This window comes from Novosphingobium sp. 9U (assembly GCF_902506425.1).
Classification (GTDB): domain Bacteria; phylum Pseudomonadota; class Alphaproteobacteria; order Sphingomonadales; family Sphingomonadaceae; genus Novosphingobium.
This window is the reverse complement of record NZ_LR732469.1, coordinates 1,919,010-1,939,511: the sequence shown is the minus strand read 5'-3', so window position 1 is coordinate 1,939,511 and position 20,502 is coordinate 1,919,010. Positions and strand designations below refer to the sequence as shown.

The following is a 20,502-nucleotide window of genomic DNA, read 5'->3' as shown; positions in this document are numbered from 1 at the left end:
CATGGCCAGATCCGAAAACCAATCGATGTTCACGGCCAAGCTGATCGTTCCGGCGATCGGCGATGCCTTTCGCAAGCTCGATCCGCGCGAGCTGATCCGCAATCCGGTGATGTTCACCACCGCCATCGTCGCACTGCTGCTGACAGTGCTGCTGGTCGTCGGTAACGACGGCCTCGCGCTCGGCTTCAAGCTGCAGCTGGTGGTTTGGCTGTGGCTGACGGTACTGTTCGGCACCTTTGCCGAGGCGCTGGCTGAAGGGCGCGGCAAGGCGCAGGCCGCTTCGCTGCGCGCCACCAAGGCGGAACTCACTGCCAAGCGCGTCAAGGGCGCCGGCATCGAGGACGTGCCCGCCAGCGCGCTGCGCAAGGGCGACGTGGTGCTGGTGGGGACCGGCGATCTCATCCCCTCGGATGGTGAAGTCGTCTCTGGTGTCGCCTCGGTCAACGAGGCCGCGATCACCGGGGAGAGCGCTCCGGTGATCCGCGAAGCCGGCGGCGACCGTTCGGCGGTGACTGCCGGCACCCGCGTCATCTCCGACGAGATCCGCGTGCGCGTTACGGTTGATCCGGGCCAAGGCTTCCTCGATCGCATGATCGCGCTGGTCGAAGGGGCCGAGCGGCAGAAGACGCCCAACGAGATCGCGCTGACGCTGCTGCTGGTCGGCCTCACGATCATCTTCCTGATCGCGGTGGGCACCATTCCCGCCTTCGCCAGCTATGCCGGCGGCAGCGTGCCGGTCGCGATCCTGGCGGCGCTGCTGATCACGCTGATCCCCACGACCATCGCTGCGCTGCTCTCGGCCATCGGCATTGCCGGCATGGACCGCCTGGTGCGCTTCAACGTGCTGGCGAAGTCCGGGCGTGCGGTGGAGGCCGCTGGCGATATCGACGTGCTGCTGCTCGACAAGACCGGAACGATCACCATCGGCGACCGCCAGGCGACCGAGTTCCGTCCTGTCGACGGCACCGAAGTGAGTGCACTGGCGGAAGCGGCCTTGCTTGCCAGCCTCGCGGACGAGACGCCCGAAGGCCGATCGATCGTGGTGCTGGCGCGTGAGACGTTCGGCCTCGATCTCGCGGCTTTGCCCGATGGCGCCGAGGTGATCCCGTTCACCGCGCAAACGCGCATCTCCGGGGTGAACACGGGAGGCCGAGTGATCCAGAAAGGCGCGGTGCAAGCCGTGCTCAAGGCCAATCCCGGCGCGGACAGCACGGCCGCGGCGACCGAGCTGCGCCGCGTCACGGACGAGATCGCCCGCGCCGGCGGTACCCCGCTGGCGGTGGCGGTGGACGGCCGGCTGCTCGGCGCGATCTTCCTTAAGGACATCGTCAAGGCCGGTATCCGCGAGCGCTTCGGCGAGCTGCGCCAGATGGGCATCCGCACGGTCATGATCACCGGCGACAACCCGCTCACCGCCTCATCCATCGCGGCCGAAGCAGGGGTCGACGACTTTCTCGCCGAAGCGACGCCCGAGGACAAGCTGGCGCTGATCCGCAAGGAGCAGGCCGGCGGGCGCCTGGTAGCGATGTGCGGTGACGGCACCAACGACGCGCCCGCGCTTGCTCAAGCCGATGTCGGCGTCGCCATGAACACCGGCACCCAGGCCGCGCGCGAAGCAGGCAACATGGTCGATCTCGACAGTGATCCGACCAAGCTGATCGAGGTCGTGGGCTTGGGAAAGCAGCTGCTGATGACCCGCGGCGCGCTGACGACGTTCTCGGTGGCGAACGACGTCGCCAAGTACTTCGCGATCATTCCGGCCATGTTTGTGGTGCTCTATCCAGGGCTGGGCGTGCTCAACGTGATGGGGCTCGGCACGCCGCAAAGCGCCATCCTGTCCGCGATCATCTTCAACGCGCTGATCATCCCGCTGCTGGTGCCGCTCGCACTGCGGGGCGTGACGTACAAGCCGATGGGAGCGGGGCCACTGCTCGCCCGCAACCTTGCGGTCTACGGTCTGGGCGGTCTGTTCGCGCCATTCATCGGCATCAAGCTCATCGACCTGGCCGTCAACGGCCTAGGTCTCGCCTGAGGAGGGCGAACCATGAACAACGACATCCTCTCATCCCTCCGCCCCGCGCTCATCATGACGCTGCTGTTAGCGCTGCTGCTCGGCGTGGCGTACCCGCTGGCGATCACCGGCGTCGCGCAAGCGGCGTTCCCGAGCCAGGCCAACGGCAGCCTGGTCACGGATGGCGGCAAGGTCGTGGGCTCGACCGTGGTCGGGCAGGCCTTCACCTCGGCGCGCTATTTCCACACCCGGCCCTCGGCCGCAGGCAAGGGCTACGACGGCCTGGCCTCGTCGGGTTCGAACCTTGGCCCCACCTCGCAAGCGCTGGCCGACCGGGTGAAGGCCGACGTGGCCGCCAACCAAGCCGATGCACCCGGTCGACCTGTTCCGCCCGACCTGGTGACGACTTCTGCCTCGGGGCTGGACCCCCATATCAGCCCCGAGGCGGCCTTGTTCCAGGTGAACCGGGTGGCACGGACGCGCGGCCTCGATCCCACCGCCGTCCAGCGGCTGGTCGAACGCAACATCGAGCGCCCGATCTTCGGCTTCATCGGCGAGCCACGGGTCAACGTGTTCGAGTTGAATCGACGCCTGGATGGTGCATCCGCTAAGCCGTCGCGGTGAACGCCGACGATCGTCCCTCTCCCGAAGCCCTCCTGCGTGCCGCCGCGCAGGAGGGCCGTGGCCGTTTGAAGGTCTTCCTGGGCGCGGCGCCGGGCGTCGGCAAGACCTGGGAGATGCTGACGGAAGGCCGCCAGCGCCGCGATGCCGGTGTCGACGTGGTGATCGGGGTGGTCGAGACGCATGGTCGGTGTGAGACCGAGGCGCTGGTCGAGGGCCATGAGATCGTACCCCGCCGCGCCGTCGACCATGCCGGGCACAGCCTGGGCGAGATGGACCTCGACGCCGTGCTCGAACGGCGCCCGCAGCTGGTGCTCGTCGACGAACTGGCGCACACCAACGCGCTCGGCAGCCGCCATCCCAAGCGCTACCAGGATATCGAGGAGCTGCTGGCGGCCGGGATCGACGTCTACTCCACCCTCAACATCCAGCACGTCGAGAGCCTCAACGACGTGGTCGCTTCGTTCACGCGCGTGCGGGTGCGGGAGACCGTGCCGGACTCGGTGCTCGAGCAGGCCGAGATCGAGGTCGTCGACATCCCGCCCGACGAACTGATCGGGCGGTTGAAGGACGGCAAGGTCTACGTGCCGCATGAGGCCACGCGGGCGCTCGGCCACTTCTTCTCCAAATCGAATCTCACCGCGCTACGCGAACTGGCGCTGCGCCGCGCGGCGCAAGCGGTCGACGCGCAGATGCTGGAGCACGTGCGCGCCCATGCGCTGGCCGGCAGCTTCGCGGTCGGCGAGAGGATCGTCGTCGCGGTCAGCGAGCACCCCCACGCCGCCGGTCTGGTCCGCGCCGGCAAGCGCCTCGCCGACGCGCTCCGGGCGCCGTGGACGGCGATCCACATCGAGACGCGGCGCGACCAGCATTTCTCCGCCGAAGACCGCCGCCAGCTCGCCGACACGCTGGCGCTGGCCTCGCGGCTCGGCGCTGCGACGGCCAGCGTGCCTGCAGTGGGCGTGGTCGAAGGGATCAGCCGGTTTGCGGGCGAGGCGCGGGCGACACAGATCGTGCTCGGCAAGTCGGCGCGATCCTGGTGGTTCGAGCTGCGCAACGGCTCAGTCGTCGATCGCCTGGTGCGCACGCTCGGCGATGTTGCCATCCACGTCCTGCCCGGTGAGACCGCCACCGTCCGCGCGCCGGCACGGCAAGCCAAGCCGCCGGGGCGCTGGGGCAACCCGCTCCATTACCTCTGGTCGCTATTGCTGGTGGGCGCGGTGGCGATCGTCGGCCGCCTGCTGCTTGCAGTGCTCGACCTCGGGAACGTCGCGCTGCTGTTCCTGGTGCCGGTGATGATCGCGGCGGCAAGCTATGGCCTTCGCGCCGGCCTGTTCTCCGGGATCGCCGCTAGCCTGGCCTACAACTTTTTCTTCCTGCCGCCCACCGGCACGCTGACGGTCAGCAACCCCGAGAACGTGGTCAGCATCATTGTCCTGCTCGGCGTCGCCGTGGTCACCAGCCAGTTCGCCGCGCGGGTGAGGGCGCAGGCCGACATCGCCGCCCACAGCGCCCGGCAGAACGCCGCGCTGGCCAGTTTCTCGCGCCAGCTCACCCAGGCCGTCACCCGCGACGCGCTGATGCAGGCGATCTGCGCGGAAGTCGCCCGGCTGCTGGATGCACGTGCGGTGCTGCTGCTGCCGTCAGAGACCGGACCCGAGCTGCGCGCGGCCTATCCACCCGAGGATCGCCTCGACCAGATCGAGCTTGCCGCCGCGCAGTGGGCGATCGCCAACGCGCAGCCCGCAGGCAGGGGGTCTGCGACGTTGACGGCATCCGACTGGCTGTTCCACCCCTTGCACACCTCACGCGGGGTGCTCGGCGTGCTCGGTGTCGCCCGTGCCGACGCCGGCGATCCAGTGCGCTCCGACCAGTTGCCACTGCTGATGAGCCTGCTGGTTCAAGCCTCGGTTGCCCTCGACCGCCTGGCGCTGGAGGAAGAGAACCTGCAGGCACAGGCGATCGGCGAGCGCGACCGGCTGCGTTCGGCGCTGCTGTCGTCCGTCGGACACGATCTGCGTACGCCGCTCACCACCATCATGTCGGCGGCGCAGGAAATGCAGCGCGATCCAAGCCCGGCGCTCGCCGAAACGATCGGCACCGAGGCGCAACGCCTCAACCGCTTCGTGGCCAACCTGCTCGACATGGCACGAGTGGAGGCAGGCGCACTGCCGATGAAGGCAGAGGCTACCGAACTGCTCGACGCTGTGGCCGGTGCCGTCCACGACAGTCGCGCTTCGCTGCAGGGGCACGAGATCGTCGTCGACATTCCGCCGGATATCCCACTTGTCCGGCTCGACCCGGTTCTGCTGCACCACTGCCTGATCAACCTGCTGGACAACGCGGGTCGCTATGCCGATCCCGGAACGCCGATCGCCATCCGCGCCCGCCGATTGCCCGACGCCCTGCTGCTCTCCGTAATCGACCAAGGCCCCGGGATCGCCGAGGGCCAGGAGCGCCGCGTGTTCGACACGTTCACCCGCCTGGAAGGCTCGGACCGAGTGCAGCACGGCACTGGCCTCGGTCTCGCCATCGTCAAGGCCTTTGCCGAAGCGATGGGGCTGTCGGTCGAAGCCGCCAATAACGCCGCCCCACGCGGCGCCTGCTTCACCATCCGCATTCCAGAAACGTTGCTCATCCGCGACATCGACGCCAGGACGATGACATGAAGGCCCGCCACACCGTCTTGGTCATCGACGACGAACCGCATATCCGCCGGCTGATCGTGGCTACTCTGACGCGCGCCGATTACAACGCGGTGGAAGCCGCGAACGCACGAGAGGCGCTGGACAGGTTGCGCACCGAGCGGCCCGACGTGGCCCTGCTCGACCTCGGCCTGCCCGACCGCGATGGCTTGGAACTCGTGCCATTGATCAAGCAGCAATCGGGTACCACGCTCATCGTCGTGTCCGCTCGCGATGCCACGGATGAGAAAGTCGCCGCGCTCGACCTCGGCGCCGACGACTACCTCACCAAGCCCTTCGACACCGATGAACTGCTGGCCCGCGTCCGCGTCGCCTTGCGCAACCGGATCACGCGCGATGGCGGCGAGCTGGCATTGACGGTCGAGGACGTGACCATCGACCTGCTTGCCCGTACCGTCGTCAAGGGCGGCAAGCCGGTGCATCTTACCCCCAAGGAGCTTGCCGTGCTGGAGCAGCTCGCGCGCTTTCCTAGCCGGGTGATTACTCATCGCCAGATCATGGCACATGTGTGGCCCAAAGAGCATGAACACCACGTCGAGTACTTGCGCGCCCTAGTGCGAAGCTTGCGTCAGAAGATCGAGACCGACCCCCAGCGCCCGCGCATCATCAACAACGAGCTCGGAATCGGTTACCGGCTGTGCGTGCCTTCGGAGGGCACCTGAGTGAATGCCAACAGGTAGGGAACCGAACGGCTGCTCTGACTGACCGCAGGAAAGTCGCGAGGGGAGAGCCCGCGCGATTTAAGCAGCGGTTGCCGAGTGCGCAGATCGTTGCCCGGAGCCGCTCGAACAAGGGGCGTGGAAGAGGATGGCCCCTGCCTATGGACCTTGCTCGCCAGCGCGATACGCTCGAGCGAACTCGAGGCGCGCGCACCTATTTTGCTGGTTTGCTCTCAGGAAGTGCAACGCCCTTCGTCGCGGCATAGCGATCCCAATCGGCGACGAGTTCGGCCAGCTTGTCCGGCAAGGCCTGGGCCAGGTCCTTGGACTCGGCCGGGTCGGTTGCCAGGTTGAACAGCTGCCACTTGCCCTCTCCCACGGCGTCGCGCGGGTAAGCGTCCTGGCTCTTGGGCAGGTAGACGGCCTTCCAGTCCCCCTTGCGGAGCGCGCGCCGGTAGAACAGCTCCGTGCCGATCGGCTCGGCAGGCCCGTGGATCTCGGTAGCCTTGCCTTCCAGGACCGGCACGAGGCTCTTGCCTTCGAACGGCAGGATTGGCCGGCCCTTGAACGTCTCGGGCTGACCGATGCCGGCGAGTGAGAGCAGCGTCGGAGCAACGTCCGCCACGCTGATGTAGCCGCGCGAGATGCGGTCGCCGACAACGCCCTTGCCTGCAGCGAACGCCGTTACGCGCGTGCCGCCCTCGGTAGGGTAGCCCTTCACCAACCAGGAGGGCGAGCTGTTCGCCTGCGCCCAGCCAGCGCCATAGCCTACATACGACGTGGCATTGCCGATGTTGTTTAAGCTGTTGTCGATGCCCAAGCGCTTGGCGCCGCCCGGGACGTTGCGAACCTGGAACGGAGCATCGATCTCGTTTCCTTCGGGGCCATTGTCGGCGAGAAAGATGATCACCGTGTTGTCGTACGTGCCGCGGCGCTTGAGTTCCGCAATCACCCGGCCGACGTTCTGGTCCATCTGGTCGACCATCGCGGCGTAGACTTCCATCTTGCGGGACTCGATGGCTTTCTCTTCGGCCGATAGGCTGGCCCAAGGCTTCACCTTTTCGAGCGGATGCGGCGTCTGGTCGAGCGGTGCGAGGCCCAAGCGCTTCTGTCGCTCGAGGCGCTCGGCACGCAGCACTTCATAGCCGGCGTCGTAGCGGCCCTTGTACTTCGCGCTCGTTTCGGGAGGCGCTTGCATGGGCCAATGCGGCGTAGTGAAGGGCAGGTAGGCGAAGAACGGCCTGTCGTTGGGTGCCTCGTCGAGGAAGCCGATCAGGCGGTCGGCAAAGTAGTCGGCCGAGTAGCGCCCCTTGGGATACTGCACGAGCTTGCCGTTCTCGCGGTATGTCGGATTGGCGTTCGCCTTCTTCCAAGCACCACCCTGATCGGCGCCGAAGTGGTTGCCCAAGCCCTGCACCAGGGCATAGGAGCGCTCGAACCCGCGTGCGGCAGGGCCCCGCTCCGGCGTCAGTCCCAGGTGCCACTTACCCGCCATCAGCGTGCGATATCCGCCTTGCTGCAGCAGTTCGGCAATCGACGCCACACGGTCGTTGAGATAACCCTCGTAACCAGGCCTTTGCGCCAGCGAGGCCGGGCGCTGTTCCACCATCGTGCCGATGCCCGCTTCGTGGTTATCGACCCCGCTCAGCAGGATCGAGCGCGTCGGCGAGCATGTCGGGGCCGTGTGGAAGCCGGTGAACCGCACGCCCTTGTTGGCCAGGCTATCCAGGTTCGGAGTGGCGATCTCGCCGCCGAAGGCTCCCAGGTCCGACCAGCCGAGGTCGTCCGCCACGATCACCAGGAAGTTGGGCCGAGATGCCTGCTGCACGGTCGCGGCGGGGAGGGGGGCCGGGGCAGCGGGTTGTTGCGCGATGGCAGGCGAGGTCAGGAGCGTGCTCACCAGAGCAGCGGCGAGGAGGGCGGCCTTGCGGGTCACGGGTGATCGTTCCGTTCGTCGGTTGCGGGAGAGGCAAGGCTAACGAGCCGCCTTCCCGGCTCCCACAAAGTTTTCTCTACGACCCATGTAGACAATCTTTGTTGCTGGTCCGTGCTTCTACTCTACCCAGCGCGTCGACATTTACCGGAGCGCGCACTTGCAGCGCTACTCCGCTGTTCGACAGGGAAAAAAGGCATGAGCAAGCTTCTGCACGCGGCAACGATCGCGCTGTTCTCCACCACAGCCCTGAGCGCGATCCCGGCCAAGGCGGCGGAAGCGGACACGACCTTTGCAGCTGCGGACGACGGCGCAAGCGGCGGCGACATCATCGTCACCGCGCGCCGCCGCAACGAACGCATCCAGGATGTGCCGGTCGCGGCCAACGCATTCGGCGGCGAGCAGCTTGCCGCCACCCGTACGTACAACTTGCGCGATCTGCAGCAGCTGACGCCAAGCCTGGTCGTCACCAACACCAACCCGCGCAACACCAGCATCAACATCCGCGGGCTGGGCAACAACGTGTCGGTCTACAACGACGGTCTCGAGCCGGCTGTCGGCGTCTATGTCGATCAGGTCTACCTCGCCCGTCCAGGCCAGGCGGTGTTCGATCTGTCGGATGTCGAGCGCATCGAAGTGCTGCGCGGTCCGCAAGGAACCCTGTTCGGCAAGAACACGTCCGCCGGCGCCGTGGTCGTGACCACCAAGTCGCCCACGTTCGATCCCGAAGCCGGCGGCGACATCACCTTCGGCAACTACGGCTTTCGCCAGCTTCACGCCTATGCGAGCGGTGCGCTGGTCGACGATGTACTCGCTGCTCGCCTCTATGTCTCCAAGACGGACCGCGATGGCTACATGACGAACCGCTACGATGGCGACGACACGCAGGATTATCACGACTTCGGCGTGCGGGGGCAGTTGCTGTTCACCCCCAGCGCCAACTTCAAGCTCCGCGTCATTGGCGACTATGGCCGGCAAAGCTCGAAGACGGCCGCGGCGGTGCTCACCGGTGTCATCCGGCAGTATGACAACGGCACCACCTTCGCCAACAACTACAACGACCGCTCTGCCCGGCTGGGTTATCAGCCGACGCCGATCGATCCCAACGCGCGCCTCGTCGATGTCGACGCGAACCCCCGCTACAAAATGAACCAGTGGGGCGTAGCTGCCATTGCCGACCTCACCATCCCCGGCAACACGCTGACCTCGGTCACGGCCTATCGCGCTTGGAACTGGTACCCGCACAACGATGGCGATGCGACCAGCCTCGACGCCGGAACCGACTTCCATCAGAGCAACGAGCAGCGCCAGTTCAGCCAGGAACTGCGGATCGCCTCCGAAGGCCCGCGCAAGATCGACTACGTGGCGGGGCTCTACTACTTGTGGCAATCGATCGATGCGGAGGCGGTGAACGCCTACGGCAGCCGGGCCGCATCCTGGTTCGTCGCGCCGAACGTCGACCAGACCGCCGCCGCGGCCGCCCTCAACGGCTATACGATCATCGGCCTCTCCAAGCCGGTGACGAACAGCTATGCCGCGTTCGGCCAGGCGATCTGGCACATCACCCCGACCGTCGATTTCACGGGCGGCTTGCGATACACGTACGAGACGAAGTCGGGCTACTTCGACCAGACCGCGACAGGAGCAAGCCTCTCCGGGTTGAACGCGGCACAGCTGGCCGCTGCCAACACCATCCGCGCGCGATACGGCATCGCGAACTTCTACACCGCCCACACGCGCGAGGGACGGCTCTCCGGTTCTGCCACGTTATCGTGGAAGGTGACGCCCGACACGCTGCTCTATGCAACGTACGGACGCGGGCACAAGTTCGGCGGGCTCAATCTCGCGAACATCACCACGACCGGCGCCTTTGCCGCCGACCCGGTGATCAAGCCCGAGACCATCGACAGCTACGAACTGGGCGTGAAGACCGCCTGGCTCGACCGTAAGCTGACCGCGAACCTCGCCGCGTTCTGGACCGACGACCGGGATTACCAGACCACGGTAGTGGACGTGGACCGCAACAACATCTCGTACTTCACCAACGTCGGCGCCGTGCGCACCCGCGGCTTCGAAGCGGACCTGCACGCCGATCCGGCGCCGTGGCTCTCGCTCTATGCTTCAGGCGCCTATACCGATGCGAAGTACACCAGCTATCGCAACTCGCCTTGTCCGATCGAGACTGCCGGGCAGGCGACCTGCGACCTGAGTGGCCAACGCTTGCCTGGCGTGTCCAAGTGGGCGGCCTCGGCCGGTGGCGAGGCGCGCGCCGGGGTCGGAGCGGTGCTAGGGCATGACAGCGAGCTCTACTTCGGCGCCGATTACAGCTACCGCTCCAACTTCTACACCACCGCCAATCTGTCGCGTTATTCGCTGATCCCGAGCTACTCGCTGATCAACGCGCGCGTGGGCGTACGCACGCTCGATGGCCTGGTCGATGTCCAGGTTTGGGCGCGTAACATCACGGACAAGCTCTACTACGCGAGCCTGTCGGCAGGCACGACGGGATCGGTCACCGGTACGCTGGGCGATCCGCAGACCTATGGTGTGACGCTCAGAACGCGGTTCTGAGCAGAGCATAGGTAGCCGGCGAACCGGGCACGGGCTTCGATCATGCGGGAACGAGCAAGTGCCATAGGCCCTTGTTCGCCGCGAAAGGATGCACGACGTGCATACGATGTCAGACTCGCAAGCCACTGCCGCCAAAACGCAAACAGGAATGACCTGGCTACCGGGTGGAACCTTCACCATGGGTTCCGAGCGGTTCTACCCCGAGGAAGCGCCGCTCCGCCGGGTCAAGGTCGATGGCTTCTGGATCGACACGGCGCCCGTCACCAACCGCCAATTCGCCGCCTTCGTGGCGGAGACGGATTACACGACGGTGGCGCAGATCGCGCCCGATCCTCGTGATTACCCTGGCATGCATCCCGACATGGCGCGCGCGGGATCGCTCGTCTTCCACAAGACCTCGGGTCCGGTGGACACCTCCAACCCTGCGAACTGGTGGCGCTTCGCATTCGGAGCGGACTGGCGTCACCCGCTCGGTCCCGAAAGCGACATCGACGCGCTCGATCTATGGGAGCACCCAGTGGTGCACGTCGCCTACGCCGATGCGCTCGCCTTCGCACGATGGGCGGGCAAGGACCTGCCCACGGAAGCCGAGTGGGAGTACGCTGCTTGGGGCGGCGCCGAGGGGCTCGACTATGCGTGGGGCAGCGAACTGGCTCCGGCCGGTGCGATGATGGCGAACTACTGGCAGGGCCTATTCCCCTTCGCCAACCAGGTGCTGGACGGCTATGAGCGCACCTCCCCCGTCGGTAGCTTTCCGGCCAACGGCTACGGGCTATACGACATGGTCGGCAATACCTGGGAGTGGACCCAGGATTGGTGGAGTGAGAAGCCCGAGACACCGCGCAAGAAGACAGCGGACTCGTGCTGCGCCCTCGTCAACCCGCGCGGCGCCAAGCTGAAGGACAGCTTCGACGCATCCCAGCCGAAAGTCAGGATCGGCCGCAAGGTGCTCAAGGGCGGCTCGCATTTGTGCGCCGCGAACTATTGCCAACGCTATCGGCCCGCCGCGCGCCATCCGGAAATGATCGACACATCGACAACTCACATCGGTTTTCGCTGCGTTCGGCGCGTATGACCAGAACGCTGCGCCGGATCCCGACTGCGCGAGGTTGAGGCGCCACCACTCGAACATCAGACGCCTGCAGAGTTCAAGCGGAGTGGATCGTCGAGGCGAGATCGCCGTCCTTCGGCGCCAAGCTCAGGCATGACATCTCGGCAGCGGCCTAGCTGATCATCGTTCGAGGAAGCATGTTCAAGGCGATAACGCGATAACCGCCCGCGCCATTACGCAGAGCCGCTCATGTGAAATCTGATTCAGACCTCACGAAGTCCAACAATTCAGCTGGGGAAGTGGATGCCCGACAAGGATTCGAACCTTGATTGACGGAGTCAGAGTCCGCTCTCTTACCGTTAGAGGATCGGGCAGCGAGGCGGTCCGTTTAGCGAGGGTTTTGTGGTGGTCAACCCCCTTTCGCGATGGGCGGAGTGGCTTGTGCGCCCAGCTTGGCGGCGCTTGCGCCGGGGGGGAGGTGGCAGCGGCCTTGCCGCGGGCGTCCAGCGGCGTTAGCATCGGCGTCAGGTTTCCGCTCCGCCTGAGCGGATTGTTTTTGAAAGAAGTTGCTTCCCATGGCGGATTCCTCTCCGCCGGCAGCGAAGGTCGAAGTGTCGGGGCGCCGGGCCAGACGGCGCCATGCGCGCAAGGGCAAGGCTCGCCCCGCCGCAGCCGATACGCCGGACGCCCGTGTTCCGGGCAGCCGGCCGCATCCGACAAGCGCCACGCCGCGCGAGAATGACAGGGCGGCAAGCCCAACCCGCGTATCCCCCGTCGTCGCCGAGGCGCCGCGTGCCTCGCCTGCCAGTCCGCAGGCCGAGGGCGATGGTGGCGCGCCGAGCGAGGCCGCAGGCGCGATCCGTTCGGGGCCGATCCGGCACGGCTCCTACCGCCAGTCCTATGCCGCGATCGACCTGGGCACCAACAATTGCCGGCTGCTGATCGCGCGGCCTTCGGGTGAGAACTTCACGGTGATCGACGCCTTCAGCCGCGTCGTGCGCCTGGGCGAGGGATTGGCACAGACCGGCCGCTTGTCCGACGAGGCGATGGACCGCACGCTTTCGGCACTGCGCGTCTGTGCCGACAAGCTGATGCGCCGCAACGTCCACCTCGCCCGCTCGGTCGCCACCGAGGCATGCCGGCGGGCGGTCAACGGCACCGACTTCATCGAGCGCGTGCGCGAGGAAACCGGCATCGCGCTCGACATCATCAGTGCGCGCGAGGAGGCGCGGCTGGCCGTGCTGGGCTGCCATGTCCTGCTCGAGGCCGGCATGGGCCCGGCGATGATCTTCGATATCGGCGGCGGCTCGACCGAGCTGGTGCTGATCGAGAGCACGGACACGGTGCCGCGCATCCTCGACTGGCAGAGCGTGCCTTGGGGCGTGGTGTCGCTCAGCGAGAGTTGCGGGACCGAAGGCGCCACGCGTGAGGAGCGGCTGGATCGCTACCGGCACATGCATGGCCTCGTCGCCGAAAGCTTCGCCGCCTTTGCGCGGCGGACGCAGCCTGCGCGCGAGTCGGCTTCGGTCGGCGGCCCGCTGCGGCTGCTGGGCACCAGCGGCACCGTGACGACGCTTGCCAGCCTGCACCTGGAGCTGCCGCAGTATGACCGCAGCGCCGTCGACGGGCTGATCGTGCCGGCCGAATCGATGCGGGCGATCAGCGCGCGGCTCTCGGGCATGCCGATCGAGGAACGGCGCGAACTGGCCTGCATCGGGCGCGAGCGCGCCGACCTGGTCGTCGCGGGCTGCGCGATCCTGGAGGCGATCCTCGACTTATGGCCGGCCGGAAGGCTCGGCGTCGCCGATCGCGGCATTCGCGAGGGCATCCTGCGCAGCCTGATCTCGGCCGGCGGGCAAGGGACGGGCGCGCGTGCGAATGCGGGCCAGGCCGGAATGGGACGCGCATGAGCCGCTCTGGACGCGACCCCGGCGAGCGGTTGAAGACCGCCAAGAAGCGAACCACCAGCTCGGCCCGCTGGCTGACCCGCCAGCTGAACGACCCTTACGTGAAGAAGGCCAAGGCGGACGGTTATCGCAGCCGCGCGGCCTACAAGCTGCTGGAACTGGATGAGAAGTTCGAGCTGCTGAAGGGCGTGACTCGCGCGGTGGACTTGGGCATCGCGCCTGGCGGCTGGAGCCAGGTCGTGCGGCAGCGCAGCCCCAAGGCGCGCGTCGTCGGCATCGACCTGCTGCCCACCGATCCGATCGAAGGCGTGACGATCTTCCAGATGGATTTCATGGCCGACGCTGCGCCGGCAGCGCTGGAGGAGGCGCTGGAAGGCGCCCCCGACCTGGTGCTCTCGGACATGGCGGCGAACACCGTGGGACACAAGCAGACCGACCACTTGCGCACGATGGGCCTGGTGGAGACTGCGGCGGACTTCGCCATATCGACCTTGGCGCCGGGCGGGACCTTCGTAGCGAAAGTCTTGGCAGGCGGCACGGACACGGCGTTGTTGGCGCTGCTGAAGCGGCACTTCACCAGTGTGAAGCATGCCAAGCCGCCGGCGAGCCGCAAGGATTCGTCCGAGTGGTACGTGATCGCCAAGGGCTTCAAGGGGGCGTGAAGATCCTCCCCTGCAAGGGGAGGGGGACCACCGAAGGTGGTGGAGGGTTGTAACCCTCTCGGTCGCGCGTTCCTTCAGCGGTGACACCCCTCCGTCAGTCCTGCGGACTGCCACCTCCCCTTGCAGGGGAGGATCTGCCATCGCTGTCCTTTCCGGCACGGTGAGGACAGCACTCGCGGAACCCACCCCCACCCCGGCCGTTGTCCAACCCGCCCAGCCGCGCCCTATGCGCGATTGTGCCACTTCCGCCCGCGCGAACTTGCGGTTAAGGCAGGTGGCCAGCCATCCGGTGACATCTCTCCCGTGAAATTCTTCAGCGCCATCGACCGTTACATCTTTCGCCTCGTGCTGATGCCGATGCTGGGAGTGTTCATCCTGGCGGCCTCGCTGCTGATGCTCGACAAGATGCTGCGCTTGTTCGACTTCGTAGCGACCGAGGGCGGCCCGGTCGGCGTCGTGTTCAAGATGCTGGCGAACCTGCTGCCCGAGTATGCGAGCCTCGCCATTCCGCTGGGCCTCATGCTCGGCATCCTGCTCGCCTTCCGCAAGCTGGCGACCTCCAGCGAGCTCGACGTGATGCGTGCAGTTGGCCTCAGCTACACCCGCCTTCTGCGCGTGCCCTACATGTTCGCGATCGCGCTGGCGCTGCTGAACTTCGCCATCGTCGGCTTCCTCCAGCCGCTGTCGCGTTACTACTACGAGCAGCTGGATTATGAGCTGAAATCGGGAGCGCTGGGGGCCGCCATCAAGGTGGGTGAGTTCACCACGCTGAAGGACCGCGTCGCGCTGCGGATCGAGCACAGCGAGGACGATGGCCGTCGCCTGATCGGCATCTTCGCCCGGGTTGCCAACCAGAAGGGCCAGGTGCTGTCGATCTCGGCGCGCGAGGGCAGCTTCCTGGCGCTGCGCGACAATCCCAACACCATCGTGCTGCGCCTGTCGCAAGGTCAGATCATCCAGGACATGCCGGGCGAGATGCCCCGCGTGCTCAGCTTCACCCGGCATGACCTGCCGATCGACTTGCCCGCGATCGAGCGCTTCCGCAATCGCGGCGCCGACGGCGAACGGCGAGAGTACCTGCTGCCCCAGCTCTTGCAGATCGGCTGGAACAAGAACCTGCCCAAGGCCGAGCGCGTGTCCAGTCAGGCGGACTTCAACTTCCGCATGGTGGAAGTCATGATGATGCTGCTGCTGCCGCTGCTGTCGGTCGCGCTGGCGATCCCACCCAAGCGATCGACATCCTCGCTCGGCCTGTTCGTGTCGATCGTGATGGTGGTCGCCTATCACAAGGTGAACCAGTACGCCGCCGATGTCGCTTCGCTGGGCAAAGTCAGTCCGCTGATCGGGCTTTGGGGGCCGTTCCTGCTGCTCGCTGCGCTGATCATGTGGATGTACTACCGCGTCGCTTACGTGCCCGGCGGCCAGGCGATTGGCTGGCTGGAGAAGGCGGCCGAGAACGGCATGAAGAAGCTTAAGAGCCTGCTGCGCCGCAATCGCCGCGGGCCGATCATGCTGCCCGATCCCGGACCCGAGCAAGCGCGGCAACCGGCGGGGAGCCTCTGAGGTGAACCTGGAATTCTTCCCGTCACGCACGCTGACGTTCTACCTCGCGCGCCTGTTCACCACGCGCATCCTGGCCGTGCTGTTCATGCTGGTGCTGGTGTTGCAGATGCTCGACCTGCTGGGTCAGAGCGGCGACATCCTCGCCTATCCCGGCAATGGCCAGGCGCAGCTGCTGCACTACGTGGGCTTGCGCATTCCGCAACTGATCGCCCGCTTCCTGCCGTACTCGGTGCTGCTGGCGACGATCATCACGCTCGCCACGCTGAACCAGAACAGCGAGGTCATCTCGATGAAGGCGGCTGGGCTCTCCGCGCATCAGGTGCTCGCCCCGCTAGTGGCAACAGCGCTGGTGATCTCAGGGCTCAGCTTCCTGTTCAACGAGCGCATTGTGACCCATGCCACCGCCTCGCTCAATGCCTGGGAGGCGGTCGACTACGGCCCTGTGCCCAGGAGCGCCAGCGCGCGCAACAACCTCTACATCGCCGAGGGGCGGGACATCCTGCTGGCGGGCACGCTCTCGGGCGAGGGCGATGCCATGGTGATGACGCAGGTCACCTATTATCGCCGCGACGCCGCCGGAATGATCGTCGAGCAGCTGCGCGCGCCGCGGGCCACTTACGCCAACCCTGGCTGGCGGCTGGAGCAGCCCGTGCGCTTCGATGCGCAGGCAGTGAAGGCGAGCAAGCTGGACTCGGCCGTGGTGGCGAAGGGCGTCACCCCGGGGCGTATCGCCATCTCGGGGGTCGATGCCGATGCTGAGGGCCTGTTCACGCTGACCAACTCGATCGACGCCATGGCGGTGGCGGGACGGCGCACGACGGACCTGAAGGCTGCCTGGTGGCACAAGCTGTCGGGGCCGCTGTCCGCCGCGCTGATGCCGCTGCTGGGCGCCATCGCCGCGTTCGGCCTGGCGCGCTCGGGCCAGCTGCTGATCCGCGCGGTGATCGGCATGGCGTTGGGCTTCGCCTACTTCGTGTTCGACAACGCGGCTTTGGCAATGGGCAATTTCGGCGGCTATCCGCCGTTCGTGGCGGCTTGGGCGCCGTTCCTGCTGTTCCTGTTGATCGGCGAGACGGTGCTGATCCGGACGGAGGAGTAAGGGCAGGGCACAGAGCGCGCGTCACTGCTTCGTTTCATGTCCACGAACGGGGGGGAAGGAGGCCTTTTCGGACCTCAACGCGCCGCCATCGTACTCCGCGCAATCCGCCCGATCAGCGGCAGCAGCCCAGCATGGTTCGCGCGCACATAAGTCCCCTCGGTTCCGAGATGCGCGTGCAGGCGCCGGTGCGCCTCCGCCAGCGAGTGGTACGGCATGCTCGGCAGCAAGTGGTGCAGCGCATGGTAGCGCAAGCCCACCGGAGCCCACAGCGCCGGCACGGGGCCAGGCGGCGGCACGTTGACCGAATCGAGGAACTGCGCGGTCACCGTCATGGCGTCGCCCTCGTTTTCCCACAAATGCGCCACCAGCGTGCGCAGCTGGTTGAGGAGGGCAGCAACGCTCACCACGCACAGCGCGATCAGCAGCGGGCGCCAGCCCCAAGCAGCGCTGGCGGCCAGAAGCGAAAGAGCCCAAACGCTCGCGCCCAGTTCCTGCCAGAACACCATGCGCTTGAGCTCGCCTTCCGGCGCGCGCCGGCGGAAGCCCGGGTTGATCGCGAGCGCGGACAGTCGCTCCCACACCAGCTTGCGCAAGGGCGGGATCACTGCGCCAAGCGGGACCAGCACGGCCGAGCGGACGAGCAGGGCGAACGGCAGCAGCAGCGCAGTGACGATGAACACCGGCAGCGACCAAGGCTTCATCAGCGCCAGCGGCAGATATTCCGGATCGTCGGACGTGCCATAGCGCGTGCGGGCATGGTGCAACTGGTGCACGCCCTCGTACATCAGGCTGGGGGTCAGCAGCGGAATGCCGACGAGCAGGTTCCAGGCGGTGCGAAAGCCGGGCAGCGCATCGCGGTGGATATGCGTCAGCTCGTGGATGAACAGCATCGCGCGGTAGAGCGCCAGCGCCGCCACCAGCCCGCAGGCCACCGCCAGTGCAGGGCTGGAGATTAGGATCGTGGCGGCCAGCGCCGCATAGCCCAGGCCGGCGGAGACGAGCATGTCCGTCCAGTAGATCGCCGGACGCGCAGTTGCGATGTCGCGCGTCAGCTCGACCGCGGCGCGCAACATCTCCTTGTCGTCGGCGATCGCCTCGCGGCGCGCCTTGATCGCCGCCGCGGCGGGCGGGGCCATGCTCGAGGAGGAAACCGACTGATAGACGCTCATGACCCGATCCGTATTTCTCGCCCGCACCCGAAGCTGGATTAAGCCACCTTGGCCTTGGCTTCGCCACACTTGCTTGACAAGCCGAGCGCGTCGAACGCACTTCGCGCAGGCACACTGAACTAACCCGAAACAAAGGCAGCATCGTGGCCGAAGCCCAGCATAACAGCGGCGACCTAATTATCGAGCCCGTCTCGGACAAGGCCGGCCGCGCCGCCTTTGTCGATTACGCTTATCGGCGAAACGCGTCGGATCCGAACTGGGTGGCCAACTTGCGCATGGAGGAGGTGGAGAAGTTCACCCCCGGCAAGAACCCGTTCTTCGACCATGCCAAGGTCCAGCTGTTCCTGGCGAAGCGCGCCGGCAAGATCGTCGGGCGCATCTCTGCGCACATCGACGAACTGGCGCTGACCCAGCCGCCGGAGCAGGGCATGGGCCCGGGCACCGGCAACTGGGGCGCGATCGAGGCGGACGATGAGGCGGCCGCCCGCGCGCTGATCGCCCGCGCCGAGGAGTGGCTGCGCGAGCAGGGCATGACCCGCGTGCTGGCGCCGATGAACCTGTCGGTCTGGGAAGAGCCCGGCCTGCAGGTCCTGGGCTTCGATCATCCGCCGATGGTGATGATGGCGCACCATCAGCCGGCCTACCAGGCTTGGATCGAGGGTGCGGGCTATGGTCTCGCCAAGACGCTCCACACCTACGATCTCGACATCCGCAAGACCTACCCGCCGCTGATCCAGCGCGTGATCGCATCGGGTGAGAAGAACCCCAAGATCCGCGTGCGCGAGGTGGTGCTGAAGGACTTCGACAAGGAAGCCGCGATCATCTGCGATATCCTCAACGATGCGTGGTCGGACAACTGGGGCTTCGTGCCGTTCACCGAGAAGGAGATCGCGCATACCGGCAAGAAGCTGAAGCCGTTGGTCCATCCCGACCTGATCCGCATCGCCGAGTACGAGGGCGAGCCGGTGGCGTTCATGATGACGCTGCCGGACCTGAACGGCCCGCAGCTGCGGATCAATGGGCGCACCGGCAAGCCCTCGCTGCTGGGCTGGATCAAGCTGGCGTTGTGGCTGCGCAAGCCCAAGCCGGCCGACATGCGCGTGCCTTTGATGGGCGTGCGCAAGCGCCTGCAAAGCTCGCGCCTCGCCAGCCAGCTGGCCTTCATGATGATCGAGTACATCCGCCGCGCAGCCATCGCCAACTATGCCGGCGAGCGTGCGGAGATCGGCTGGGTGCTGGAAGACAACCAGGGCATGGTCGCGATCGCCAACTCGATCGACAGCAAGGTTAACCGCGAATACCGGGTTTACGAAAAGGCGCTGTGAGGACGGTTTGAAAGAGGGCCGCGGTTGGCAGGCTTCGACAAGCTCAGCCTTGGCGGTGTTGAGTGAGGTCGCAGCAGGGGTCGTTAGCGGGGCACTCGCACCCAAGACCTGCGGGTTCACCCCCACACCGCCAGGGCTGAGCTTGTCGAAGCCAGCCAGCCGCCCCCCGGCCAAACCGCAATAAGCTGCGAGAAGCTAAGTCGCCGAAGCCTCCGGCACAGTCTCGCCCTCATCCGCTTCTCGCGGCGCGCGCCGTGCGGACCCCTCCGGGGCATCATAGGTCGGCGCCTCCAGCGGCGGTGCGGAGGTGACCGTGTCGTAAGGCAGCATCGCATCGCTGGCCGATCCCGGCAGCACCTCGCCGAACGACGAGCCCTTTGTCTGCTCCGTCACCTTGCTGCCGCACGCTGCCAGCGCGCTGAGCACCAGCACCGCAATCACCCGCTTCATTCCGCTGCCTCCGATTGCCCCAGCTGACCGCCGCCCGCCGGCGGACACGCGCGGTCCAGCGCGGTGAGGAACGCCGGCGCATGGGCCAGTAGCGCCTCGTCCCACTCCTCGGCAGTGATCGACTTGCCGAGCCGCTCCAAGCTGGTGACGCCGAACTCCTCGATGCCGCAGGGCACGATGCCGCCGAAGTGCGAGAGATCGGGAGTGAGATTGACCGAGAAGCCGTGCATCGTCACCCATTTGCGGATGCGCACGCCGATGGCGCCGATCTTGGCCTCGCGCCCGTCCACGTCGCGCGTCCAGATGCCGATGCGGCCCTCCGCGCGGAACCCCTCGACGCCGAAGTCGGCCAGCGTGGCGATGACCCAGCCCTCCAGCGCATGGACGAAGCCGCGTGCGTCGCGGGCGCGCTTGCGCAAATCGATGAGGACATAGCCGATGCGCTGCCCCGGCCCATGATAGGTATAGCGCCCGCCGCGCCCCGCCTCGACCACTTCGAAGCGCGGGTCGAGCAGCTCGGCCGCGGCTGCGCTGGTGCCCGCGGTGTAGACCGGTGGATGCTCCAGCAACCACACCAGCTCGCGCGCCTCGCCCGTGGCGATCGCGGCATTGCGCGCGGTCATCTCCGACAGCGCCTCGCGGTAGGGCACGCGCTCGGCCGAAACCCGCAGCTCGATCTGGTCTCCGAGGCTGTCGGGAACACACGTCATGGGTGGGCACGTGGCCCCAATCGCCGTGCCAATCAAGGGGGTCTTTCTTCCGCCGCCCGCCCGGCC

The 20,502-nt window shown here is 66.7% G+C and carries 15 protein-coding genes and 1 tRNA gene; 11 read left to right on the top strand and 5 right to left on the bottom strand.

Annotated elements, in window-relative coordinates; translation table 11 throughout:
* Position 1: 1 nt before the first annotated feature.
* The 4 genes from kdpB to GV044_RS09010 are packed head-to-tail and all read left to right on the top strand — an operon-like array spanning position 2 to position 5,999.
* Positions 2 to 2,032 (top strand): potassium-transporting ATPase subunit KdpB, encoded by a 2,031-nt coding sequence (gene kdpB, locus GV044_RS09025; protein WP_159868402.1) that lies wholly within the window; start codon positions 2 to 4, stop codon positions 2,030 to 2,032.
* Between the two features lie 12 nt (positions 2,033 to 2,044).
* Positions 2,045 to 2,635: a potassium-transporting ATPase subunit KdpC gene (gene kdpC, locus GV044_RS09020; RefSeq protein ID WP_159868399.1), complete on the top strand. Its 591-nt coding sequence runs from the start codon at positions 2,045 to 2,047 to the stop codon at positions 2,633 to 2,635.
* Positions 2,632 to 5,301 (top strand): sensor histidine kinase KdpD, encoded by a 2,670-nt coding sequence (locus GV044_RS09015; RefSeq protein WP_159868396.1) that lies wholly within the window; start codon positions 2,632 to 2,634, stop codon positions 5,299 to 5,301. The genes kdpC and GV044_RS09015 overlap by 4 nt, the downstream gene beginning before the upstream one ends.
* On the top strand, positions 5,298 to 5,999 hold the full coding sequence (locus tag GV044_RS09010; protein WP_159868393.1) for a response regulator: 702 nt from the start codon (positions 5,298 to 5,300) through the stop codon (positions 5,997 to 5,999). The genes GV044_RS09015 and GV044_RS09010 overlap by 4 nt, the downstream gene beginning before the upstream one ends.
* Before the next feature lie 211 nt (positions 6,000 to 6,210).
* Here the strand turns inward: GV044_RS09010 and GV044_RS09005 are convergent, their stop codons facing one another.
* A complete protein-coding gene (locus GV044_RS09005; RefSeq protein WP_159868390.1) occupies positions 6,211 to 7,932 on the bottom strand; it encodes an arylsulfatase in 1,722 nt (573 codons plus the stop codon).
* Between the two features lie 195 nt (positions 7,933 to 8,127).
* Between GV044_RS09005 and GV044_RS09000 the strand changes: the two genes are divergently transcribed.
* Positions 8,128 to 10,500 (top strand): TonB-dependent receptor, encoded by a 2,373-nt coding sequence (locus GV044_RS09000; RefSeq protein ID WP_159868387.1) that lies wholly within the window; start codon positions 8,128 to 8,130, stop codon positions 10,498 to 10,500.
* Between the two features lie 148 nt (positions 10,501 to 10,648).
* Positions 10,649 to 11,575 carry a formylglycine-generating enzyme family protein gene (locus GV044_RS08995; RefSeq protein WP_159868384.1) on the top strand — a complete coding sequence of 309 codons (927 nt, stop codon included), beginning with the start codon at positions 10,649 to 10,651 and terminating at the stop codon, positions 11,573 to 11,575.
* A gap of 276 nt (positions 11,576 to 11,851) precedes the next feature.
* On the opposite strand, the gene GV044_RS08990 is transcribed toward GV044_RS08995, so the two are convergent.
* Positions 11,852 to 11,925, bottom strand: a tRNA-Gln gene (locus GV044_RS08990).
* Positions 11,926 to 12,126: 201 nt separating this feature from the next.
* On the opposite strand from GV044_RS08990, the gene GV044_RS08985 reads away from it, so the two are divergent.
* The 4 genes from GV044_RS08985 to lptG all read left to right on the top strand — a co-directional run bounded on the left by GV044_RS08985 (position 12,127) and on the right by lptG (position 16,782).
* Complete coding sequence (locus GV044_RS08985; protein WP_159868381.1) at positions 12,127 to 13,461, top strand: Ppx/GppA phosphatase family protein; 1,335 nt, start codon at positions 12,127 to 12,129, stop codon at positions 13,459 to 13,461.
* The gene (locus GV044_RS08980) at positions 13,458 to 14,120 is read left to right on the top strand and encodes an RlmE family RNA methyltransferase (protein ID WP_159868378.1); all 663 of its coding nucleotides are present in this window, start codon (positions 13,458 to 13,460) and stop codon (positions 14,118 to 14,120) included. Before GV044_RS08985 ends, GV044_RS08980 begins: the two co-directional genes overlap by 4 nt.
* A gap of 303 nt (positions 14,121 to 14,423) precedes the next feature.
* Positions 14,424 to 15,683: an LPS export ABC transporter permease LptF gene (gene lptF, locus GV044_RS08975; protein ID WP_159868375.1), complete on the top strand. Its 1,260-nt coding sequence runs from the start codon at positions 14,424 to 14,426 to the stop codon at positions 15,681 to 15,683.
* Between the two features lies 1 nt (position 15,684).
* A complete protein-coding gene (gene lptG, locus GV044_RS08970) occupies positions 15,685 to 16,782 on the top strand; it encodes an LPS export ABC transporter permease LptG (protein ID WP_159868372.1) in 1,098 nt (365 codons plus the stop codon).
* Positions 16,783 to 16,856: 74 nt separating this feature from the next.
* Here the strand turns inward: lptG and GV044_RS08965 are convergent, their stop codons facing one another.
* Positions 16,857 to 17,951: a fatty acid desaturase gene (locus tag GV044_RS08965; RefSeq protein ID WP_159868369.1), complete on the bottom strand. Its 1,095-nt coding sequence runs from the start codon at positions 17,949 to 17,951 to the stop codon at positions 16,857 to 16,859.
* A gap of 140 nt (positions 17,952 to 18,091) precedes the next feature.
* Between GV044_RS08965 and GV044_RS08960 the strand changes: the two genes are divergently transcribed.
* On the top strand, positions 18,092 to 19,276 hold the full coding sequence (locus GV044_RS08960) for an N-acetyltransferase (protein ID WP_159871143.1): 1,185 nt from the start codon (positions 18,092 to 18,094) through the stop codon (positions 19,274 to 19,276).
* A 195-nt stretch (positions 19,277 to 19,471) separates the two neighbouring features.
* Here the strand turns inward: GV044_RS08960 and GV044_RS08955 are convergent, their stop codons facing one another.
* Both GV044_RS08955 and lipB read right to left on the bottom strand, forming a co-directional pair.
* The gene (locus tag GV044_RS08955; RefSeq protein WP_159868366.1) at positions 19,472 to 19,726 is read right to left on the bottom strand and encodes a hypothetical protein; all 255 of its coding nucleotides are present in this window, start codon (positions 19,724 to 19,726) and stop codon (positions 19,472 to 19,474) included.
* Positions 19,723 to 20,436, bottom strand: coding sequence for a lipoyl(octanoyl) transferase LipB (gene lipB / locus GV044_RS08950; protein WP_159868363.1), 714 nt, complete (start codon positions 20,434 to 20,436; stop codon positions 19,723 to 19,725). Before lipB ends, GV044_RS08955 begins: the two co-directional genes overlap by 4 nt.
* Positions 20,437 to 20,502 lie beyond the last annotated feature (66 nt).